The organism is Dactylosporangium sp. NPDC049525, from assembly GCF_040676755.1.
Taxonomy (GTDB): Bacteria; Actinomycetota; Actinomycetes; order Mycobacteriales; family Micromonosporaceae; genus Dactylosporangium.
Genome location: NZ_JBFAPO010000001.1, coordinates 520,704 through 536,971, shown reverse-complemented (window position 1 = coordinate 536,971; position 16,268 = coordinate 520,704). Strand labels below are relative to the sequence as shown.

14 protein-coding genes and 2 tRNA genes are annotated in these 16,268 nt (G+C 67.5%); 12 read left to right on the top strand and 4 right to left on the bottom strand.

The features are described from left to right. Positions 1-8 precede the first annotated feature (8 nt). Positions 9-155: a 50S ribosomal protein L34 gene (gene rpmH, locus AB0K00_RS02395; protein ID WP_203849339.1), complete on the bottom strand. Its 147-nt coding sequence runs from the start codon at positions 153-155 to the stop codon at positions 9-11. 477 nt (positions 156-632) lie between these two features. Here rpmH and dnaA point away from each other — a divergent pair, with 477 nt between their 5' ends. From dnaA to AB0K00_RS02370, 5 genes are all read left to right on the top strand, one after another. Further along, complete coding sequence (gene dnaA, locus AB0K00_RS02390; RefSeq protein ID WP_363513961.1) at positions 633-2,471, top strand: chromosomal replication initiator protein DnaA; 1,839 nt, start codon at positions 633-635, stop codon at positions 2,469-2,471. Positions 2,472-3,382: 911 nt separating this feature from the next. Continuing rightward, on the top strand, positions 3,383-4,513 hold the full coding sequence (dnaN, locus tag AB0K00_RS02385; protein ID WP_363513958.1) for a DNA polymerase III subunit beta: 1,131 nt from the start codon (positions 3,383-3,385) through the stop codon (positions 4,511-4,513). Between the two features lie 18 nt (positions 4,514-4,531). After that, entirely contained in the window at positions 4,532-5,404 is an 873-nt protein-coding gene (gnd, locus tag AB0K00_RS02380; protein WP_363513955.1) for a phosphogluconate dehydrogenase (NAD(+)-dependent, decarboxylating), read from the top strand. A 2-nt stretch (positions 5,405-5,406) separates the two neighbouring features. Next, the gene (recF, locus tag AB0K00_RS02375; protein WP_363513952.1) at positions 5,407-6,549 is read left to right on the top strand and encodes a DNA replication/repair protein RecF; all 1,143 of its coding nucleotides are present in this window, start codon (positions 5,407-5,409) and stop codon (positions 6,547-6,549) included. A 127-nt stretch (positions 6,550-6,676) separates the two neighbouring features. Beyond that, complete coding sequence (locus tag AB0K00_RS02370) at positions 6,677-7,159, top strand: DciA family protein (protein WP_363515019.1); 483 nt, start codon at positions 6,677-6,679, stop codon at positions 7,157-7,159. Positions 7,160-7,204: 45 nt separating this feature from the next. Here AB0K00_RS02370 and AB0K00_RS02365 read toward each other — a convergent pair whose 3' ends face one another. Then, positions 7,205-7,762, bottom strand: coding sequence for a hypothetical protein (locus AB0K00_RS02365; protein ID WP_327007218.1), 558 nt, complete (start codon positions 7,760-7,762; stop codon positions 7,205-7,207). Between the two features lie 457 nt (positions 7,763-8,219). On the opposite strand from AB0K00_RS02365, the gene gyrB reads away from it, so the two are divergent. The 6 genes from gyrB to AB0K00_RS02335 all read left to right on the top strand — a co-directional run bounded on the left by gyrB (position 8,220) and on the right by AB0K00_RS02335 (position 14,004). Then, positions 8,220-10,157 carry a DNA topoisomerase (ATP-hydrolyzing) subunit B gene (gene gyrB / locus AB0K00_RS02360; RefSeq protein WP_363515016.1) on the top strand — a complete coding sequence of 646 codons (1,938 nt, stop codon included), beginning with the start codon at positions 8,220-8,222 and terminating at the stop codon, positions 10,155-10,157. 29 nt (positions 10,158-10,186) lie between these two features. After that, a complete protein-coding gene (gene gyrA / locus AB0K00_RS02355) occupies positions 10,187-12,697 on the top strand; it encodes a DNA gyrase subunit A (protein ID WP_363513949.1) in 2,511 nt (836 codons plus the stop codon). A 3-nt stretch (positions 12,698-12,700) separates the two neighbouring features. Beyond that, entirely contained in the window at positions 12,701-13,570 is an 870-nt protein-coding gene (locus tag AB0K00_RS02350; RefSeq protein ID WP_363513946.1) for a DUF3566 domain-containing protein, read from the top strand. A 127-nt stretch (positions 13,571-13,697) separates the two neighbouring features. Then, positions 13,698-13,771 (top strand) — tRNA-Ile (locus AB0K00_RS02345). 1 nt (position 13,772) lies between these two features. Then, positions 13,773-13,901, top strand: a complete 129-nt coding sequence (locus tag AB0K00_RS02340) for a DLW-39 family protein (RefSeq protein ID WP_239136238.1) — start codon at positions 13,773-13,775, stop codon at positions 13,899-13,901. A 27-nt stretch (positions 13,902-13,928) separates the two neighbouring features. Next, positions 13,929-14,004: transfer RNA gene (locus tag AB0K00_RS02335), tRNA-Ala, on the top strand. Positions 14,005-15,030: 1,026 nt separating this feature from the next. On the opposite strand, the gene AB0K00_RS02330 is transcribed toward AB0K00_RS02335, so the two are convergent. Further along, complete coding sequence (locus AB0K00_RS02330; protein ID WP_363513943.1) at positions 15,031-15,156, bottom strand: hypothetical protein; 126 nt, start codon at positions 15,154-15,156, stop codon at positions 15,031-15,033. Between the two features lie 55 nt (positions 15,157-15,211). Here AB0K00_RS02330 and AB0K00_RS02325 point away from each other — a divergent pair, with 55 nt between their 5' ends. Then, positions 15,212-15,532, top strand: a complete 321-nt coding sequence (locus tag AB0K00_RS02325) for a hypothetical protein (RefSeq protein ID WP_363513940.1) — start codon at positions 15,212-15,214, stop codon at positions 15,530-15,532. A 127-nt stretch (positions 15,533-15,659) separates the two neighbouring features. Here AB0K00_RS02325 and AB0K00_RS02320 read toward each other — a convergent pair whose 3' ends face one another. After that, the gene (locus AB0K00_RS02320) at positions 15,660-16,196 is read right to left on the bottom strand and encodes a dihydrofolate reductase family protein (protein ID WP_363513937.1); all 537 of its coding nucleotides are present in this window, start codon (positions 16,194-16,196) and stop codon (positions 15,660-15,662) included. Between the last annotated feature and the right edge of the window lie 72 nt (positions 16,197-16,268).

Below are 16,268 nucleotides of genomic sequence, written 5' to 3'. Positions count from 1 at the left end.
GCGTCGGCTCAGGCCGAGCCGGCCGCCAGGCGGTCGCGCCCCTTGGCGCGGCGCGCCGACAGGATCGAACGGCCGGCACGGGTGCGCATGCGCAGCCGGAAACCGTGGGTCTTCGCACGCCGGCGGTTGTTCGGCTGGAAGGTGCGCTTGCTCACGTCGGGCTCCGTCTTCGTAGCGGCGTAGGGCTGGTCACTGGAGTTTATCAGGGAAAGCTTGTCCAGCCGAACCAGGGTACGCGCGGCCCTACAGACCGTCAACGATGGCTAGGAACGCCCCGAAATCCACAGGTTGCTTGTGGACAACGGTTGAGTGGTTGTGGACAACGCTGTTAACGTGCCCGGTTGCCGGTAGACACCGCGACGACCGGCAACGGGATACAAAGGACTTTCCGCAACCAATCGGATGCGCCACAGGGGGCACGGCACCGCATCCGACCTGCAAAACCTCCACAGCTCGGTCGAACACCGCCAGGTCGACACGGGGCGAGAGGGAATCAGGACGATCCGTCCACGGCACATGACTCGTTGATACACAGGTTGTGGAAAACCTGTGGACAATGGGGGCCGGGACGGGCGGAACTTCCGGCGCACGGTCCACTCGCGGTGGGGGGCGACGATGGGGGTGCGCGAACGGTGACTGACACCGACCTCGCAGCGGTGTGGCATGCGGCGACGGACGAACTCGCAGACGAGATCGTCTCGGCGCAACAGCGTGCCTATCTGCGGCTGACGAGGCTACGGGCCATCGTCGAGGACACCGCGCTGCTCTCCGTGCCTGACGCGTTCACCCGCGACGTCATCGAGTCGCGCCTCCGCCCGGTCATCACCGAGGCGCTGTCCAGGCTGCTCGGCCGGGCGATCCAGGTCGCCGTCACGGTCCGGCCGCCGGAGGACGCACCGCCGCTGCCGGCGCCGTCCGCCTCGCACTGGTCCAACGGCACCGCCGGCCAGCTGACCGAGCCGACCTCGGCACCTCCGTATCAGGGGCAGCCGCAGTACCAGCAGCCACCGCAATATCAGCAGCCGCAGTATCAACAGCCCCAGTATCAACAGCAGCCGTTCCAGCCGCAGCACGGTCAGCACGACCAGTCCGGGCAGCGCGGGCCGCAGGGGCAGCACGGTCAGCACGACCCGCAGGGACAGGGCCAGCCCGGCCAAGGTCAGCAGCCGAACCACGGTCACCTGAACAGCGGGCAGCGCGGGCAGCAGGCGCCGACCGCCCGCGAGGGCAGCGACCGCCTGTTCGACCTGCCGACCGAGACGGGCTGGACGCCGGCGGATCGGACCGAGCACTCCGGCACCGCGTTCGAGGCCGCCCGCGACGAACGGTTGCGCCGCCCACCACAGCAGGACGAGGACCCCCTGCCGCCGCGCCCGCCGTCGAACCCTGGCACCGGCCGCGACGACCGGCGCAGCGCGCACACTCCCGCGGGAGACTCGGCCGGGAACAGGCTGAATCCCAAGTACACCTTTGAGACCTTCGTCATCGGCTCCTCGAACCGCTTCGCGCACGCCGCGTCGGTCGCTGTCGCCGAGTCGCCGGCCAAGGCGTACAACCCGCTGTTCATCTACGGCGACTCCGGGCTGGGCAAGACGCACCTGCTGCACGCCATCGGCCAGTACGCCACGATGCTCGGCAACGCCCGGTTCGTGCGCTACGTGTCGACCGAGGAGTTCACCAACGACTTCATCAACTCGCTGCGGGACGACAAGACACAGGCGTTCCAGCGGCGGTACCGCGACGTCGACATCCTGCTGATCGACGACATCCAGTTCCTGGAGACGCGGGAGCGGACGCAGGAGGAGTTCTTCCACACGTTCAACACCCTCCACAACGCCAACAAGCAGATCGTGATCAGCTCCGACCGCTCGCCGCGGCAGCTGGCGACGCTGGAGGACCGCCTGCGGACCCGGTTCGAGTGGGGCCTGCTCGCCGACATCCAGCCGCCGGACCTGGAGACCCGTATCGCGATCCTGCAGAAGAAGGCAGCACAGGAGCGGCTGTTCGCGCCGCCGGACGTGCTGGAGTTCATCGCGTCGCGGGTCGCCTCGTCGATCCGGGAGCTGGAAGGCGCGCTGATCCGCGTCACGGCGTTCGCGAACCTGACCCGGGCGCCGGTCGAGCTCGGGCTGGCCGAGGAGGTGCTGCGGGACTTCATCCCCGACGGCTCCGGGCCGGAGATCACCGCAGACCAGATCATGGCGTCGACCGCGGACTACTTCGGGGTCAGCCTGGAGGACTTGCGCGGGCACAGCCGGTCGCGGGTGCTCGTCAACGCGCGACAGGTCGCTATGTATCTGTGTCGCGAGCTGACGGACCTGTCCCTGCCGCGGATCGGCCAGGCGTTCGGCGGCCGGGATCACACCACGGTCATGCACGCCGACCGCAAGATCCGGCAGCAGATGGCGGAGCGGCGCTCGCTGTACAACCAGATCGCCGAGCTGACGAACCGCATCAAGCAGACGACGTAGGGGTCACAGCGCCTCCCAAGGGGGCCGGACGGGCGTAGTACACCGCCTGTCCGGCCCTCTTTGCGTGCGCCGGCGGGCTGTGCACAACCGGGGACGTGAACGAGACTCGCCAAGTGCCTGTGGACAGCGCTGTGGGTTACTTCGCGACCCTTGGTCGATATGCGAGGAATGTACTGTCCACCGGGGTTGAACACAGGCTGTGGACAGCGAAGGTTATCCACTGTTTCCACAGGCCACCGACCTGGGATCCGGGCGCTTATGCCCATAAGTTGTCCACAGGTTCGTCCCCAGGAAGTCCACAGGGTGTGGGCATATACCCCCACGGGGTTTGTCCGAGTTATCCACACACTTTGTCCACACAGCCTGTGGATAACTTGGTTTGTGCCAACTCTTCGACACGCTCGGCAACGAGACGGTCACAAGTGACCGGACGACTACGCGTTGCACACAGGCGCTGTCCACAGTCTGTGGATAACTCCTGGGGAGGACGTGTGGAAGAGGTGTGGACACATCCGAAGAGTGATCGAAACGTCGACAGAACGTGAGGGCGGCTCGGGACGAGTTATCCCCAGATGGTGGACGAACCCTGTGGATTACCGGTGGATAGCCGGTGGACAACGCCTGTGGACGATCACTTATCCACAATCCACAACCTTGTACACAGGGGGTTATACACACTCCATACCCAGAGACATAAGTGGTCTGAGCTGCTAAAACGAGGGTTGTCCACAGAATCCACAACACCTATGACTACGAAGTAAATCTCTTTAATAGAGAGAAAAAAGCAATCATCAGCAAGTGGATAAGTTCTTGGTTCGAATTTTGGAGGGGTCGGTGCACGGCAGCGCTGTGGAAGCCCTAAGGTTCGATGCAGCACCACGCTTGAGACGAGTCGACGCGGGAGGACCGCGATGAAGTTCCGAGTCGAGCGCGACGCGCTCGCCGATGCCGTCGCCTGGACAGCCAAGAGTCTGCCCAGCCGCCCTTCTGTGCCGGTGCTTGCCGGTGTTCTGCTCAGAGTCGGTGACGGCCGCCTGCAGGTGTCCGGCTTCGACTACGAGGTGTCCAGCCAGGTGACCGTCGAGGTCCAGGCGGACGCCGACGGCGCGACGCTCGTCTCCGGGCGACTGCTCGCCGAGATCACCAAGTCGTTGCCGGCCAAGCCGGTCGACGTCGCCGCGGTGGGGTCGCACGTCGAGATCACGTGTGGCAGTGCCCGGTTCACCCTGCCGACGATGCCCGTCGAGGACTATCCGACGCTGCCGGAGATGCCAGAGCTGGCGGGCACGGTCGACGCGGCCACGTTCGCCGGTGCCGTCTCGCAGGTCGCGATCGCCGCCGGCCGGGACGACACGCTGCCGATGCTGACCGGTGTGCGGATCGAGCTCGAGGGCAGCAAGCTGACCCTGCTCGCCACCGACCGCTACCGGCTCGCCGTCCGCGAGCTCGAGTGGCGGCCCGACGAGCCCGACATGAGCCTTGCCGCACTCGTGCCGGCGCGGACCCTCGACGACACCGCGAAGACGCTCGGGCCCGTCGGTGGTCTGGTGTCGGTGGCGTTGTCCCGGGGCAAGCTCGGCGAGGGGATGATCGGTTTCGCCGGTGGCACCCGGCGCACCACGTCCCGGCTGCTCGACGGCGACTTCCCGAAGGTGCGGGCGTTGCTGCCCGACACGCACAACGCCCAGGCCCGGATCCGGGTGTCCGCCCTCAACGAGGTGGTGCGGCGCGTCGGCCTGGTCGCCGAGCGGTCCACCCCGGTGCGGCTGTCGTTCAGCGCCGACGGTCTCGTGGTCGAGGCCAGCGGCAGCGAGGACGCGCGGGCCAGCGAGGCGATGGACTGCGCGTATGAGGGCGAGCCGATGACGATCGCCTTCAACCACCAATATCTGCTGGACGGTCTGAAGGCGCTCGACGCTCCGATCGCCGTGCTGTCTTTCACTGACCCGAAGAAGCCTGCGGTCATGTCCCCGGCCAAGGATGATGGAGAAATCGTCCCTGGATACTGGTACTTGATCATGCCGGTTCGCATCGGCAGCTGAGTTTCGGAGGCACCAGAAATGCAGCTCGGTCTCATCGGCCTGGGCAGGATGGGCTTCAACATGCGCGAGCGGCTTCGGGCCGCCGGGCACGAGGTCATCGGCTACGACCACCACCCAGACGTCACCGACGTGTCATCCCTCAAGGAACTGGTCGAGAAGCTCGCCGCGCCCCGCGTGGTGTGGATCATGGTCCCGGTGCAGTACACGGAGCCGACCATCGACGAGCTCTCCGGCCTGCTGTCCTCGGGCGACATCGTCATCGACGGCGGCAACTCCCGCTTCAGCAACGACCGGCCGCGGGCCGAGCGGCTGGCGACGAAGGGTCTCGGTTACCTCGACGTCGGCGTTTCCGGCGGCGTGTGGGGCCGGACCAACGGCTATGCGCTGATGGTCGGCGGCGACAAGAAGCACGTCGAGCAGTGCATGCCGATCTTCCAAGGGCTCAAGCCCGACGGCGAGTTCGGCTTCGCGCACGCCGGCCCCGTCGGCGCCGGGCACTACGCGAAGATGGTCCACAACGGCATCGAATACGGCATGATGCACGCCTATGCCGAAGGCTACGAGCTGCTCGAAGCCTCCGAATACGTCGAGAACATCCCCGAGGTGTTCAAGTCGTGGCGCGCCGGTTCCGTCGTGCAGTCGTGGCTGCTGGACCTGATGGACCGGGCCCTCGACGAGGACCCCAACCTTGCCGGCCTGCGCGGTTACGCCGACGACACCGGCGAGGGCCGCTGGACGGTCGAGGAGGCCATCCGGCTGGCCGTGCCGATGAACGTGATCGCGGCGTCGTTGTTCGCTCGGTTCGCGTCCCGGCAGGACGACTCGCCGGCGATGAAGGCCGTGGCCGCGCTGCGCAACCAGTTCGGCGGCCACGCGGTCAAGAAGGACTGAGTTTGTACGTCCGGGGTCTCGAGCTCGTCGACTTCCGCAGTTACGAGCGGGTCGTCGTCGAGTTCGGGCCCGGGGCGTGCGTGCTCGTCGGCGCGAACGGCGTGGGCAAGACCAACCTGGTCGAGGCCCTGGCGTATGTGGCCAGCCTCGAATCGCACCGGGTCGCCACCGACGCGCCGCTGGTCCGGTTCGGCGCGAGCCGCGCGGTGGTCCGCTGCGCTGTCGTCCACGACGAGCGCGAGCTGCTCGTGGAGCTGTCGATCGAGCCCGGGAAGGCCAACAAGGCGCGGCTGGGTCGCTCGCCGGTGACCCGTACCCGCGACATCCTGGGCGCACTGAAGCTTGTGCTCTTCGCGCCGGAGGATCTGTCGCTGATCCGCGGCGATCCGAGTGAGCGCCGTCGGATGCTCGACGAGTTGCTGGTGGCCAGGCAGCCGCGCTTCGCCGGGGTCCGCTCCGACTACGACCGGGTGCTCAAGCAGCGCAACGCGTTGCTGCGCAGTGCGTATCTGGCCCGCAAGACCGGCGGCAGCCGCGGCGGGGACCTGTCGACCTTGGACGTCTGGGACACCCACCTCGCGCAGCACGGCGCGCAGCTGGTCCGGGCCCGGCTCGACCTCGTTGCCGCGCTCGGCCCGCACGTGGCGAAGGCGTATGCGGCGGTCAGCGCCAGCCGGTCCGACGCCCGCATCGCCTACAGCCCGTCGTTCCCGGTGCCGGCGCCGGCCGCGACGCAGGCCGACACGCAGGCCGGCATCGAGCAGGCGCTGCTGGCCGCGCTGGGGGAGGCCCGCAAGCAGGAGGTCGAGCGCGGGGTGACCCTGGTGGGTCCGCACCGCGACGAGTTGACGCTGACGCTGGGCGAGCTGCCTGCCAAAGGGTATGCCAGCCACGGCGAGTCCTGGTCGTATGCGCTCGCGCTGCGCCTGGCGGCCTACGATCTGCTGCGGGACGACGGCGTGGAGCCGGTGCTGGTGCTGGACGACGTGTTCGCCGAGCTTGACGTGGGCCGCCGGGACCGGCTCGCCGAGCTGGTCAGCGGCGCGAGTCAGGTCATCGTCACGTGCGCGGTGGACGACGACGTGCCGCGTTCGTTGCGCGGCGCGCGATATGAGGTAGGCGGAGGCGAAGTGCGACGTGGCTGACGACAGGAAGCCCGGTGCGCGAGGCGGCTCAGCGCCTGGTGGTGCGGGGGCCGGGGCCGGAAGCACCGGCGCCGGGTCTGCGGGCGGCGCCGGGCCGGTCGGGGAGGCTGGGAAGAGCGGGCCGGAGCTGGCCCGGGCCGCGGTCGACGCGGCACTCGCGAAGCGCAGGGCGCAGCCGCGCCGCAAGGCCAACACGGATCCGGCGACCGGGGAGCCGCGCCGGCGGCGTGGGTATACGGGGCCGGGACCCGATCCGAGGGACCCGCAGCCGTTCGGCACGTTGCTCGAGCGGATGATGAAGGCGCGCGGCTGGCAGAAGCCGAAGGCCGAGGCGACCGTGTTCGGCGAATGGGAGCGGGTCGTCGGCGCCGACATCGCCGCGCACTGCCGGCCGATCAAGCTGGAGGACGGCGAGCTGACCGTCGAGGCGGAGTCGACGGCGTGGGCCACGCAGCTGCGGATGCTCGCCGGCCGGCTCATCGCCCGCATCGCGGGTGAGGTCGGTCACAACGTCGTCAAGAAGCTGCACATCCAAGGGCCGAGCACGCCGTCGTGGAGCCGCGGGCCGATGCGGGTGCGCGGGCGGGGCCCGCGCGACACCTACGGCTGATCGTCTTGCGGCTGATCGTCTTGGAAGTCGGCGTCTACGGTTGTCTCAGAAGTCGGCGTAGACGGCGAACCCGCGGTTGGCGCAGCGCCGGTAGAACTTCGCGAGCACGTCGAGCTCGGCGATCGTGTAGCTCCACTGTGGGGCGTTGCCGGTGTCGTCGCGCAGCGCGTCGAGGCGGCTCTGCAGCCACCGTAGCTGCTGCTCGGCCAGGCGGGAGCCCTCGAGGGCCCGGCGCAGCACGGTGCTCACCGTCTCGAACGTGATCTCGTCGCCGAACTCCTGGTGGCCGTTGACGAAGCGCTCGAGCCCACCGGCGATCCAGGCGCAGTCATCAGGGCTGATCACCGGATCCTCGTCCTCGGCCGCGGCGTCGGTGGCGAACAACACCCCATTGAGACCGAAGAGCAGGTCGACCAGCTCCGTGTAGCCGGTCACCCGCACCGTGCCGGTCTTCGCCACATGGTCCGCCAGCGCGGCCGCAGGCCCCGCGTGCAGCGGCAGCTTCTCGGCGAGCCCGGCGAAGTCGACGAACTCGGCCGGCGCCACCGGGTCATAAAACCTGCCGGTGCGTGGCCACTGCACGGCGACGTTGTCCAACCCCATCGCGGACCCCTCGCTCTCACACTTACCCCGCCCCGCGGCGGGGAACATACGGCACGAACGGCCGCTTGCGCGACCCCCGCAGGTGCCGAACCCGGTGACGGACTTGCAGCGCTCGCCGTGCCGCCCATCATCGCCCGTCGGAACCCCTTCCGCGTAGGGGGACCTTCAACCCGTACCGTTCGGGCCGCTACGGCGACTACAGTGCCGTCCCGATGCGAAAATGTCGCACGCGCACAGTAGGATTGCCGCAGGAGAGCGAAGGCTCTGAGAACCAGCCGACACAACCCGCGTGCACGCGTCCGCGGTGTCGGCCCGCCGGTAGTCGCGGCGCCCGCTCGGCGGGGCGCAGGACACCGGCGTGCCTGCGCCGCGACTGTAGTGCTCGCACGACTCCGCACGAGACCCGGGGCGCCGAGCGGCGCGGCCGGCCAGTGCGAGAAAGCGACCGAGGGTGGCAATAAACAAGCCCGAACAGTCCTACGACTCCTCATCGATCAGCGTGCTCGAGGGGCTCGATGCGGTCCGCAAGCGGCCAGGCATGTATATCGGATCGACCGGCGAGCGCGGCCTGCACCACCTGGTGTGGGAGGTCGTGGACAACGCCGTCGACGAGGCCCTGGCGGGCTACTGCGACACGATCGAGGTCTCGCTCCTCGAGGGTGGCGGCGTGCGGGTCGTGGACAACGGTCGTGGCATTCCGGTCGACATGCACCCGAAGGAGAAGCGGCCGACCGTCGAGGTCGTCCTCACGATGCTGCACGCCGGCGGCAAGTTCGGCGGCGGGGCATATGCGGTCTCCGGTGGTCTGCACGGCGTAGGCATCTCGGTCGTCAACGCGTTGTCCACGCGCATCGACCTGGAGATCCACAAGGACGACTTCGTCTGGCGGCAGACCTACCGCAACACCGTGCCCGAGCCGCTGCAGAAGGGTGAGCCGACCGATCGGACCGGCACCAGCGTCACGTTCTGGCCCGACGGCGCGATCTTCGAGACGCTCGACTTCAACTACGAGACGGTCTACCGGCGCATCCAGGAATATGCCTTCCTCAACCGGGCCCTCAAGATCACGCTGCGCGACGAGCGCGCCGATGTCCCGGAGGAGAAGAAGGAGGTCGTCTTCTGCTATGAGAACGGCATCGCCGACTTCGTGCGCCACCTCAACGCCACGAAGACGCCGATCCACCGCTCGGTGGTGGAGTTCGGCGCCGACGGCGACGGCATCTCGGTGGAGATCGCCATGCAGTGGAACGAGTCGTATGGCGAGAGCGTCTACACGTTCGCCAACACGATCAACACGCACGAGGGCGGCACGCACGAAGAGGGCTTCCGCAGCGCCCTGACCTCGGTGGTGAACAAGTACGGCGCGGACAAGAAGTTCCTCAAGGGCGACGAGAAGCTCACCGGTGAGGACATCCGTGAAGGCCTGGCCGCGATCATCTCGATCAAGCTGACCAACCCGCAGTTCGAGGGCCAGACGAAGACCAAGCTCGGCAACACCGAGGCGCGCAGCTTCGTGCAGAAGGTGTGCAACGAGTGGCTGGTCGACTGGTTCGACCGCAACCCCGCCGAAGTCAAGATGATCATCACGAAGGCGTCGCAGGCCGCGCGGGCGCGCCTGGCCGCCTCGCAGGCGCGCAAGCTGGCCCGGCGCAAGTCGCTGCTGGAGTCCGGCTCGATGCCGGGCAAGCTGGCCGACTGCCAGTCCAACGACCCCCGGGTCTCCGAGCTGTTCATCGTCGAGGGCGACTCCGCCGGCGGCTCGGCCAAGCAGGGCCGCGACCCGCGGGTGCAGGCGATCCTGCCGATCCGCGGCAAGATCCTCAACGTGGAGAAGGCGCGCATCGACCGCGTCCTGAAGAACAACGAGGTCCAGGCGCTGATCACCGCGCTCGGCACTGGCATCCACGACGAGTTCGACATCGAGAAGCTGCGCTACCACAAGCTGATCCTGATGGCCGACGCCGACGTCGACGGCCAGCACATTCAGACGCTGCTGCTCACGCTGGTGTTCCGGTTCATGCGGCCGCTGATCGAGCTCGGCCACGTGTATCTCGCGGCGCCGCCGCTATACAAGATCAAGTGGAACAAAAAGGGCGATGACGCGCAGTATGCGTACACCGACCGGGAGCGCGACGGGCTGATCACGCTGCGCCAGCAGAGCAAGCCCAACGCCAAGCCGGACGACATCCAGCGGTTCAAGGGTCTCGGTGAGATGAACTACCCCGAGCTGTGGGAGACCACGATGAACCCGGAAACTCGCATGCTCCGTCAGGTGACATTGGACGACGCTGCAACCGCCGACGAGCTCTTCAGCGTCCTGATGGGCGAAGACGTGGAAGCGCGCCGCTCGTTCATCCAGCGCAACGCCAAAGACGTCCGGTTCCTCGACATCTGATTCGCGGCTGACAAGAAAAGGGATAAAGAGTGACGGAACCGACTTCCACTCCGGAGAATTCCGACGAGGGTGGTTCTGCGGTCGCGAGCCGGATCGAGCCGATCGGCATCGAAGTCGAGATGGCAAGGTCCTACCTCGACTACGCGATGAGCGTCATCGTCGGGCGGGCCCTGCCGGATGTTCGTGACGGCCTCAAGCCCGTGCACCGCAAGATCCTCTACGCCATGTTCGACGGCGGCTACCGCCCCGACCGCGGCTACGTGAAGTGCGCCCGCGTCGTCGGCGACGTGATGGGTAACTACCACCCGCACGGCGACGCCTCGATCTACGACGCCATGGTCCGCATGGCGCAGAGCTGGTCGCTGCGCTACCCGCTGATCGACGGCAACGGCAACTTCGGTTCGCCGGGCAACGACCCCGCCGCCGCCATGCGGTACACGGAGGCCCGGCTCGACCCGCTCGCCATGGAGATGCTGCGGGACATCGACGAGGACACCGTCGACTTCGTCCCGAACTACGACGGCCGGGCCCAGGAGCCCACGATCCTGCCGTCGCGCATCCCCAACCTGCTCGTCAACGGCAGCACCGGCATCGCCGTCGGCATGGCGACCAACATCCCGCCGCACAACCTGCGGGAGATCGCCCAGGCCGTCCAGTGGTGCCTGGACCACCCCGAGGCCGACGAGGCCGAGACGCTCGACGAGCTGATCAAGATCGTCAAGGGTCCCGACTTCCCGACCAAGGGCCTCATCGTCGGCACGTCCGCGATCATCGACGCCTACCGGACCGGCCGCGGCTCGATCCGCATGCGCGCCGTCGTCGAGGTCGAGGAGGACACGCGCGGGCGGACCATCCTCGTGGTCACCGAGCTGCCCTATGCGGTCAACCCGGACAACCTCGCCGAGCGCATCGCCGACCTGGTCAAGGAGGGCAAGCTCGCCGGCATCGCCGACATCCGCGAGGAGTCCTCCGGCCGCACCGGCATGCGCCTGGTGATCGTGCTCAAGCGCGACGCGGTCGCCAAGGTGGTGCTCAACAACCTCTACAAGCACACGCAGCTGCAGGAGACGTTCGGCGCCAACATGCTGGCGCTGGTCGACGGCGTGCCCCGCACGCTCAACCTCGCGCAGTTCGTGCGGCACTACGTCACGCACCAGATCGAGGTCATCGTCCGGCGCACCGCGTATCGGTTGCGCAAGGCCGAGGAGCGCGCGCACATCCTGCGCGGCCTGGTCAAGGCCCTCGACATGCTCGACGAGGTCATCGCACTCATCCGGCGCTCCCCGAGCGCCGAGGAGTCGAAGAACGGCCTGATGAGCCTGCTCGACATCGACGACATCCAAGCCGTCGCCATCCTCGACATGCAGCTGCGCCGGCTCGCCGCTCTGGAGCGCCAGCGCATCTTCGACGAGCTGGCGAAGATCGAGATCGAGATCGCCGACTACAAGGACATCCTGGCGACCCCGTCCCGGCAGCGGCAGATCGTCTCCGAGGAGCTCGCCGAGATCGTCGCCCGTCGCGGTGACGACCGGCGGACGCAGATCATCCCGTTCGACGGCGAGGTCTCCATGGAGGACCTCATCGCGCGCGAGGACGTCGTGGTCACGATCACCCGCACTGGTTACGCGAAGCGCACCAAAGTCGACCTGTATCGCTCGCAGAAGCGCGGCGGGAAGGGCGTCTCCGGTGCGACACTGAGGCAGGACGACATCGTCAGCCACTTCTTCGTCTGTTCCACGCACGACTGGATGCTGTTCTTCACGAATAAAGGACGCGTCTACCGGGCAAAGGCCTATGAGCTGCCCGAGGCAAGCCGAGTCGCGAAGGGCCAGCACGTCGCCAACCTGCTGGCATTCCAGCCCGACGAGCACATCGCACAGGTGATCGAGATCCCGAACTATCAGGTGTCGCCGTATCTGGTCCTGGCCACCAAGGACGGCCTGGTCAAGAAGACCAAGCTCGAGGAGTTCGACTCCAACCGGTCCGGCGGGATCATCGGCATCAACCTGCGCGAAGAGGACGAGCTGGTGGGCGCCGCGCTGCTCGGCCCGGAGGACGACCTCCTCCTGGTGAGCAAGCAGGCGCAGGCAATCCGCTTCACCGCCAACGACGACACGCTGCGCCCCATGGGCCGGGCGACGTCGGGGGTGATCGGAATGCGATTCGCCGAGGGTGATGAACTGCTGGCGATGGAAGTAGTGCGCGAGGGGATGGATCTGGACGTTCTGGTCGCCACCGACGGTGGTTTTGCCAAGCGGACCCCCATCGAGGAATATCCGGTGCAAGGACGCGGCGGCAAGGGCGTCCTCACGGCTAAAATCACGTCTCGTCGCGGCGGTCTGGTGGGCGCCGTGGTGATCGATCCGGATGACGAGCTCTTCGCCATCACCTCAAATGGTGGCGTGATCCGGACTCCCGTGAAGCCTGTACGACGTACGAGGGATCGGAACACAATGGGGGTCAAGCTCATGGACCTGCCGGAGGGTGTGACCATCGTCGCGATCGCCCGTAACGCCGATGAGCCCGACGAACAGGACTAGTTGATGACAGACACACAGGCGAAGTCGGGGACCGCCTCGGCAGCAACCGATGAGGCCAAGCAGGCCGGAGAGGCTGCCATGACGGGATCTGACTCGGGGGCGCCTGCCGCCGGTGGGGACGCCGGTGCGGTCAACGGGACCAACGCGCCCGGTGAGACCACCATCGGCGGCACGCCGAAGTTTCAGCGTGCCCCCGGTATGGTGCCGCCACCTGACTCGTTGACGGTGCCGATCCAGTCGCCGCCGCTGGTGGCGAAGGGCAAGGCAGGGGTCGTCACGCCCCCGCCCGTGACGCTCGGCTCGGCCGCACCCGGAGCGCCCACCAGTGGCGCGGCGACCGGCACGGCCAGCGTCGCGGTTGCCCGCGCCTCGGTGCGCCCGACCAACGCGGGCGCCACTCAGGCGCTGCACGCGCCTGCGGCCGCGCCGGCGGCGAGCGGGTCCGCCCGCGTCACCGAGGCCGTCCGCGCCGCTCGCAAGACGGTCAGCTCAGCGGTCGGCCGCGGCCCACGTCGGGCCCGGCTGCACCTGAAGCGCATCGACCCGTGGTCTGTGATGAAGTTCGCGTTCGCGGTCTCGTTCGTCCTGTTCGTCGTCGTCATCGTCGCCACGTCGGTGCTTTACCTGGCCCTCGACGCGATGGACGTCTTCAACAGCGTCAACAAGGCCCTCGCCGACATCGTCAGCTCCACCGGCGGCCAGGCCGACAGCACCTTCCGCATCACCGCGAAGGGCGTCATCGGCGGCGCCGCCCTGCTCGGCGTGGTCAACGTGGTCCTCTTCACCGCGCTCGCCACCCTGGGCTCCTTCATCTACAACGTCTGCGCCGACCTGGTCGGCGGCATCGAACTGACGCTCGCAGAGAAGGACTGACCTGCTGTTTTCCCCACGGCGAGCCGGGCGGCTCGCCGTGGGGGGAACCGGTTTGAGGCTTCGGTGCCGGGTGCGGTAACCTTGGCCGTCGCGCTGATACGCCGCTTTTCGCGGGGATCGGTGTAACGGGGCTATAGCTCAGTCGGTTAGAGCGCAGAGCTGATAACTCTGAGGTCGCTGGTTCGATTCCAGCTAGCCCCACATGTGGAAAAAGGTGCTTCTGGTGGTCGCAGTCGTCGGTGCCGCTGCCTACGTCGCCAAGCGCGTCAAGACCGCAAGCGAAGAGCGCGCGCTCTGGCACGAGGCGACCACCGCCCCGGACCTGCGCTAGTTTATATCGAGGGGTTCCCCCTCGCCTGGGGGCGTAGCTCAACTGGCAGAGCACCGCCTTTGCAAGGCGGGGGTTAGGGGTTCGAGTCCCCTCGCTTCCACCAACAGCATATGCGCAGGTCAGCCCCCATTTCGGAGCTGACCTGTCGCCCTTCTGGTCCCCGCCTCAACGTCCGCAGGTCGTGGACCGTCCAGGGCGCTTACGGCGCAACGGTTCTGCGGCCCGCCGGGCTTCCTGAATAGCCGATGGAAGCGAGCCACCTGCCGGACGCCGCCTTTTCCTGTAGCGGCGTTCTCGGCGAGCGGGCCTTGAAATCGGCGAGTTTACGGATGCCGTCGAGCTCCCCGAACCCAGTCGTGAGGACAGCACCGATCCCGGCTTCCTCCGCCATGACGAAGACGGAGACGTCCCCAGTCGGCGACAGTGTGCAGAATTCCGGCATACCAAACCCACCGCCGAGTGCACCGGCGGCACCGGCCCCCATGAGGTCCCAGGTCTCGGCCAGCCTGACGCGCGCCCACCACCAGTCGCGCGCCTTCGCATCGATCGCGACGGCGACCAGAAATTCACGGTCCTCCTTGAACAGGCCGCCCGCGCCGGCGAGATCGAACCAGCCCTGGTTCGCCTTGCCGATGAATCCGGCTCACCTCTTGCGGTGAAGAATCTCGGCCGCGGCCCGGCCACCGGGGGGGACTTCCCAAGGCCAGGGTTGCCAGTGCCAGCGGAACAAGCGGACACTCCGCCTCCGCCAGCCCTAGGAAGATCATTCCAGCGGGAGTGAGCCGACCGTGGTGATCCATTGTCACACCCTCCGAGGAATGCTCGCGTTGCTGAGACGCGCGTTCCCGGCCTACAAAACCGCCGGGACCTCATGGGTTGGTTCGGAACGCTCGTGCTCGCCAAGCCGGTCACCGGGAACCTTGAAGCGTTCGAGGTATGGGCTCACGAGGCCGGCCGGACCCCGGCGGCAGAGAGATCCTGCCGGTCATCGATCCGCACGACGAGGCGAATACGAACAACTGACATCACGCTGGCCGGACCCGCGAGCGAGCCATCGCCGAGGCGATTGACCGCGGACGCAGGGGTGACCCGGCGAACAAGCCGGCACACTCCCAAGTCACACGATTTTTCAGCGGCAGTTGTTGTGGAAGGTGGCGTGGTTCGACTGCAGGGCGGACGGGCTCGTCACCTGGATCCAGAAGACTGTGGTGCGGCTGCCCTCGCTGAGGTTCGCCTTGACGATAGCGGCGGTCACAGCTATTCCGTTCGCCGCGTGGTGTCCCGTGAATTCGCCGCTGCGGACCAGGCCGGTGCCCGAGTACACGTCGAATTCCGCGCTCGTGACCGTCGCCGTCGGGAGCGGGGAGACGTACGTGGGGAACACAAAAGCGGTGCTTGGACTAGACGCCGCCGCGGACGTCGGTGCGGGCATGGTTGCGCTCGGCGGTGGTGGAGCGGCGGTGGGCACGCTCGCCGTCGGCGAGGGCGGCGCCGCGACACTCTCACCGGGGAGGGCCGCGTCGCTGTCCGAAACGCTGCCAGCAGTGCAGCCCGTCACGCCGAGCAGCAAAGCGACAACCAGCAAAGGGACCGGCAGCGACAAGTGCCTTCTGAGCATCGTCGGACCGTAGAGGCGGCACGTCGCAGGCTCGTGACGGCGAGGCGAACACCGGATGGCGAGCCCCGCCGTCAAAACCGCCGTCAAACCGCCGTCAAACCGTCGTCAAAACGGCCGTCAAACCGCCGTCAAGCAAGAGCTCAAGCCGGCTGATACGTGAGGTGGGCGACGCCGGTCGGGAAGGTTTCCGAGGCGGCGAGGCGCAGCGGCACCCGCCCGCCGTTGTCGTCGAAGAGGCGCTTGCCGGCGCCGAGCACGATCGGGCAGATCATGAGGTGCAGCTCGTCGAGCAGGCCGGCGATGACCAGGGACCGGACCAGGGTGGCGCTGCCGGTGATCGTGATGTTGCCGGCGGGCAGGTCGGACCGCTGCTTGAGGTCGGTGAGGGCGGCGGCGTCGAGCAGTGTGGCGCCGGTCCAGTCGACCGAGGTCAGGGTCGTTGAGGCGACCAGCTTCGGCGTGTTGTTCATGAAGTCGGCCACCTCACCGGTCTGGCCGGGCCAGAGCGCGGCGAACTCCTGATACGTGTGCCGGCCGAGCAGCAGCGTGCCGGTGGCGTCGCGGCGGGATTTGATCGACTGGCCGACCTCGTCGCAGTAGTAGTCGAAGCTCCACTGCTCCGGCGAACCGATGACGCCGTCCAGCGACATGTGCAGCCCGGCGACGATCTTCCGCATGATGTGCTCCTTCAGGTAGGTCATCCTCTACTGGTGCGTCGAACGATCAGCGGCGGCTTCGACACGGCAGGC

What these genes read in the sequence shown, in the direction of transcription:
- dnaN (WP_363513958.1), top strand. Translation starts at nt 3,383, where the DNA reads ATGAAGTTCCGAGTCGAGCGCGACGCGCTCGCCGATGCCGTCGCCTGG.
- gnd (WP_363513955.1), top strand. Translation starts at nt 4,532, where the DNA reads ATGCAGCTCGGTCTCATCGGCCTGGGCAGGATGGGCTTCAACATGCGC.
- AB0K00_RS02365 (WP_327007218.1), bottom strand. Translation starts at nt 7,762, where the DNA reads ATGGGGTTGGACAACGTCGCCGTGCAGTGGCCACGCACCGGCAGGTTT.
- AB0K00_RS02350 (WP_363513946.1), top strand. Translation starts at nt 12,701, where the DNA reads ATGACAGACACACAGGCGAAGTCGGGGACCGCCTCGGCAGCAACCGAT.
- AB0K00_RS02340 (WP_239136238.1), top strand. Translation starts at nt 13,773, where the DNA reads ATGTGGAAAAAGGTGCTTCTGGTGGTCGCAGTCGTCGGTGCCGCTGCC.
- AB0K00_RS02320 (WP_363513937.1), bottom strand. Translation starts at nt 16,196, where the DNA reads ATGCGGAAGATCGTCGCCGGGCTGCACATGTCGCTGGACGGCGTCATC.